3 protein-coding genes are annotated in these 5,893 nt (G+C 34.8%); all 3 read right to left on the bottom strand.

Going from position 1 to position 5,893, the window contains the following annotated elements; translation table 11 throughout:
- On the bottom strand, positions 1-4,914 hold a 4,914-nt coding region (locus EIG86_RS01635), incomplete at its 3' end, for a fibronectin type III domain-containing protein (RefSeq protein ID WP_157983097.1).
- Positions 4,915-5,424: 510 nt separating this feature from the next.
- A complete protein-coding gene (locus EIG86_RS14160; protein WP_192901696.1) occupies positions 5,425-5,592 on the bottom strand; it encodes a hypothetical protein in 168 nt (55 codons plus the stop codon).
- A 54-nt stretch (positions 5,593-5,646) separates the two neighbouring features.
- Positions 5,647-5,893 (bottom strand): T9SS type A sorting domain-containing protein (locus EIG86_RS01640; protein ID WP_157983098.1); only part of this gene is annotated, 247 nt, incomplete at its 5' end.

The raw sequence follows: 5,893 nt of genomic DNA on the forward strand, positions 1-5,893 counted from the left end.
GGCTCCGTTCTCTTGCCAGTTTGTGTAAATATTTGCATCAGAATCTACAGCCGATGTGACAAACCTAAAACTACGATTGGCTGGAAAGTAACGTTCTACTGTAATATCACCACTTCCTGAGACATTGCCTGTAAATTCATCGAGTTGACCAGTTGAATTTTGATTGCTTTTGAAAATAATTTGGCCGTTATTTGTAATACTTACCGCAACAGATAAGACATCATTAATTTCAAGAACTGCATTATTATCAATTGTAATTTCAGCTAGACTCATTGGAGTCGAAAGTATAGCTGAGTGATCTACCACCAACATGGTTTCTGTTGAATTTGCATTTCCATTTGGGTTGACATTTTCAAACCAAGCATTATTGACATAAATATAATCTGCTTGTCTAATATTCACATCAAAACTAAAATCTTCAGTATTTCCGCTTTTATCATAAACGGTGAAGCTATTGGTAGTTACGCCGGGTGAAAAATTTTCACCGTTAGCCAAACCAGAAGTTTGTTCTATAGCGTAAGGTATTTCAATAATAATCTTTCTTGACATTGGAGTTGCACCTGCATCATTCCATAATCCAGTATTTAATAATTCTACTTTATCTTCTACTCCATTAAAGTTATTAGGTTCGTTTTGAGACCAATTGGTGTAATCAAAAGTTTCGCCATTTATCCACTCAAATTCAGTTGGGCTGACTCGTATTGCTCCTAAAAGAATATTATTTAGTCCAAACTCATCCATTTTATTACTTAAGAAGGTATTTTCAGCTTCAGAATTTACTGCAACTGCATAAGCATCTGGAATGTTTTCTATAATATCTAAATGGTCTTGTATATCTTCAAATCCTTGATCTGAATAAAAATATGTATGTCCTTCAAACGTACCTAGTTTAGTAAAGTTAGTTGGAGTTGGTGGAAAGTTATCTAAGCTGATTGCTATTCCATTATTAATGCAGTTGTCTTGTACATTTGGCAAGCTGTAGGTAATTTCTTTACCATTTTCATCTAAGGTATAATCTGTTATATTGCTTAAGTTAGTTTGCAGCACTACAGCTGAATTATCAAGTACATCTACTTCAACAATAACTTCTTCAGTATTTCCAAATTGGTCAGTTACACTGTATGTAATTTGATTAACACCTACATCTTCGCAAGAAAAATTAGTATTAGATAAAGTTTGTATCAATGGTAAATTACAAAGTGTAGCGGAGTTTTCATCTATGTCATTAACGCTGATTGAAGCGTTGCCGTTAGCATTTAAATTTACAGTAGCGTTTTGTGTATTCAGCGTTAAATCTGAAGTTGAAAAACTGTATACGTCAAGTATTTCTGTTGTAGTTCCTGCAACATTACTCACATTAAAATTGATGCTTTGCGGAGTTAAACTGCTTACATCAAAAAAGCGAAGGTCAAACACCCAGTCATCTGCTGTGGCAAGATTTGCAGCTTCAATAAAATGCAAGTTTTCATCAGCAATACTTAAAGTTTCGCCTTGCGCATAAGTAGAATTATTGGCTAATAAAACTTGTGGTCCTGAAACTTGTTTTAGCAAATAGACTTCGTCGGCTTCCACATATATAGGTTTGTTGAATTTTGTTGTGGTAAGCACTGTTGAATTGGCCATTACATCAAGCGATGCTTCTCCAATTTTAGTAATGCCTGTTCCTTGACTTGAAGTTGAAAATTGATTTTTGTACACTTCAAATGAAGCTGTTGTGGCGATTGAAACTTCTTCCACTAAAACCGATAAATGTATAATGAAGCCATTGCTTGGTGCTTGAAAACTTTGGTAGCTTTCTGCTGTTGTGTTTGCTGTACTTGCTGAATTTCCTATGTTTTGCGGATTGCTTACAAAACTGGCGTTGCTACATGTAATGTTTTCTGAAAATGAAGTTGAAATGTTTCCCGTTTCTTCTTCAACATGAAAAGAAAGTAAATTTTCATTCAAATTAAAGGGAACGGAGTTTACATCAACTAAAACAGGCAAAACTTCTACTTCGGGTACTGTAAATGCTTGGGTAGTAAAGGTAACAGAAACCGATTCACTTTCACCTAAACTCGAACCACAATCGGTTGTAAAATACAGTTGATAATCCGTTTCGTCTGAAAGGCTTTCTAGGGATATACTTGTAAGGTTAGCTGCTAAACTTCCCGTTTGTTGCGGTGTTGCTGCTGAAGGATTTTCACCTTGCAAAAACAAAGCATAATTGATGTTTTCTGTAGAAGTTAACGGGTTTGTCCAAGAGAAGGATGCGGTTACTGCAGAAGCTTCATTCAAACTTAGGTTTGTTACGGGTAAACAGGTGAATTTTTCTATATTTAAATCGAAGGAAGTAGAATGATTCACATCATTTCCTGAAATAACTATATAATAGGTTCCTTCTTCTAGAAGTGGAAGTAACTCAAAACTACGACTGCCCGCTGCTTCCTGAAAATCGTAAGCTACTACTTCTGTAAAGGGTGCACATCCTTGCAAAACCATTAATCCGGTGTTTGCGGTAACATTGTTTAAATGAATGTTGTAAAAAGCATTGTTTTCTGGTGTAATGTTGTACACGATTTCTTTGCCTGAAATAAATCCGCTTTCTGCTAATCCGTTGGACTGAACTGCATTGGCTAAACTTGGTAAATCGCTTGAGCTGTAATTAGCAGTAAAACCAGTAGTGTTGTTGGAAGTAGTAAAAGGAAAGTCCAAAATATTAATCGGATATTCACATAGATTTCCAGTTTTATCGGTTGTAAAATCTACAGAAACCCATTCACTATTAGCCAAGTTAGGTTGGCAATTGGCACGAACATAGACCGTGTATTGCGTGTCTTGTGTAAGACTTGTAAGTGTTGCTTCGTTGTTGTTAACATTTGCAAAAAACTCGGCATTGGCTTCAACTGGAGTTTCACCTTGTGGCATTACCAAAACATCGTAACCGTTTAAAGTAACTTCGGGTTCTTCCCAAGATAGTTTGGCTGTTATATCTTTAATTTCAGCAGTAACTAAATTATTAGGTGTTTCAGAGCAGTCGTAACAGGAAACTCGTAGTTTGTAGTTTATAGAAGTACCATTAGTTACAAATGAGCTATTTTGCGCCCTTATACTTAATGATGCTTCTGCATTATTTGCATAAAAAGTCCCTACGCTAGGTAAGTTTTGATTATTCGATATGGTAGCTAAGCTCGGGGCAGAATTGCTATCTCCATTAAGTAAAGAAATAGTGATGAGGTCTGGAATGTTTCCTTCTTCAAATTCTACTTTTAGCATTTTGCCTGTATCAGCAGCAACAAATGTAGTAGTTTCATCTCTTGGGATGTAATTGGCTATAGAATTATAAATAGGTGAAGTAAGTGTTTCGTTACAAGTAACTAATGTTTCAGGTAAAGTTGAAAATGTTAAGCGTTCTGTTGTACTTCCGAAAAATTGTTGTCCTCCATCACAAGTTGTTCTTACGTAAGCATCGTAAAGTGTATTCTCATCTAATCCTGTGAACTGAAAACTTGTATTATTGGTTACTCCCACTGCAATAGCATTATCCACATCTAAGGTTTCACCTCTTGGCATCAATACATATTGATAATCGATTAATGTAGATTGTTCTCCTGTCGGGACTTGCCAAGATACGGTCGCTGAATTTGATGCTCTATTATTCAAAAGAAGGTTATTATTTCTTACTACATTACCCGAAACTACAGAGAGTTGAGTAGTAAATTGAGGGCATGAGCTCACTAGGTTACCTACAAGTATAGAATGGCTTTGGGTGTTATTGTTGATTTTTTTCAAAGAATACCCAATGTAAATAGTTTGCCCTGCGTAATCAGACAAATTAATATTAGGTACTGACATTTCAGTTCCATTAGAAAGTAGGGTCTGGCTGTTATGGACTATGGTGAAATCTTCAAAGTTTCTAGTTTGGGTAGATATTCTTATTTCAAATCTTGTATTAGGAGTGAAGGTAGAAAAATTTGAAGGATTCAATTGAATTTCACCATAGCTATTAGGGGAAATTTGAATTGGTGGAGAAGCCGCAATAACTTCTATCCCTGTAGGTACGTTATCTACTAAGGTCAGTTGATTTGACATGCTATAAGTATTAATAGAAACTTCACCTTGCGGAGAAACAAACCTCCTAACTTCGATCCAATTATTTGTATTGAATGGAGGTTGAAGAATCTGATTAGGCACATTGAAGCTTTTACTTAACCACGAACTTAAACCATCAGTTAAGCCACAATCGGCTCTAACATATAGGCTGTAATCTGCTCCTGGACTTAATCCTGAAAAGCTTTGTTCTGTATTTGTTGTTGTACCACTTGCAACTGCTGTTGCCACATCGGGTGCTTGATTGCCATTCATTAACACATATACATAGCCTTCAGTTGCGTTACTAACTGAATTCCAAGAAGCATCAAAAGAAGAAGTAGTTAAATTTTGTATTTCAAGATTTTGAGGAGATTCACAAGTTATTGGAGCTTCACAAGTAACATTAAATCTAATTTGCCTATCTTCCGTTAATAAGTTTGAAGGGCTTACAGGTAAATAAACTATGCTTGCGGTTGATGAATTAATGGTTAGTTGATCTCCCGGACTTGGAGAATTACTTGGGTTGTATTCAAAAATATTATTTCCTGTACCATTTAGGCCATCGTATACAACAAAAATAGTGTTGTTTTGTTCTGCAATAGGGACATTAAAATTTTGGTAATCAATAATGATATTACCTCCTGTTGGATTGGAATAATTGACAACACCAATTGCAAAAAATGAATTAAAGAAATCGATTGGAAAATTATCTACGGAAGGGTCTCCAAGACCTCCATAAAGATTGGTAAATGTACGATTGCAACCACCTTGCACTGTGAATTGTTGTGCTTGAATTAGAGATGTTTGCACTACAACAAAAAGAAAAAATAGTATTTTTTTCATGTAAAATATTTTATTGTAAAAGTAGATTTTAATTTGCAAAGTCTAGTACTTATTTTTTACGTAGTACTACGTATTGTAAAAGCAAACTAATCTTCCACATCAAAGGCGTGAAAAAGCATTACATAAATAGCGGAATAATTTACACCGCTATAATTCGGCATGACATAGATATTTTAATAGCTAATATGGAATCTCTCAGTGTTTGATATGATAGAATTAGCATAATAGATAAAAAATCTATGATGATTCTTCAAAAAGGATTTGGATTTTTTGGCTAGATAAAATTTAAAAAATTAGCTTGAAATTTCTTCGGTTATATAAACTATTACAAACTAAATCTCAACAAAGACAGCTTAAATAAAATCAGCTTCTAAGCAAATTTCAATCAGAACGAAAACTTTTAAACTTAGCACAAAAACAAGCCTAAATAGAATTGCATTTAAATATTTTTTTGAAATAAAAAACCCTCAGCAAAATGTTGAGGGTTTAGCAAATAAATTGGTAGTTAATCTACTTTCTTTGGTTTATTGATTTTATTCCCAAAATTCCACCGACAACTAAACCAATCGCGACAAGACCGCTGATTGGTAGTTCTGCATCTTCCACGGAAGAATCAAAACCCGGTGGTAATTGTGCGTAACTCATGCAGGTTACAAAGCTAAGCACAAGCCATATCATGTATGGCTTGACTTGCTTTGGTTGGTTTTGCTGATTACTATTTTTCATGATTGTTTATTTTAAAATTAACTTCTCTTTGAAAGACTGTTTGCCTTGGGTCAACTCAAGAATATAAACACCTGATGACAATTGATTCGTCTCTACATTTAAAACTCCATTGCTGTTTACTTTCAGACTCTGTGACATCACTGTTTGACCAGAAATATTGAATAATTTCAAATCTACATCTTGACCAGCCAAATGAGTCGTTTGAATTGTAAACTCTTGGTTGGTCACAGGATTTGGATACACACTGAATCCT

The organism is Psychroflexus aestuariivivens (genome assembly GCF_004010055.1).
In the GTDB taxonomy this organism is placed as follows: Bacteria; Bacteroidota; Bacteroidia; order Flavobacteriales; family Flavobacteriaceae; genus Psychroflexus; species Psychroflexus aestuariivivens.

What these genes read in the sequence shown, in the direction of transcription:
- EIG86_RS14160 (WP_192901696.1), bottom strand. Translation starts at nt 5,592, where the DNA reads ATGATATGGCTTGTGCTTAGCTTTGTAACCTGCATGAGTTACGCACAA.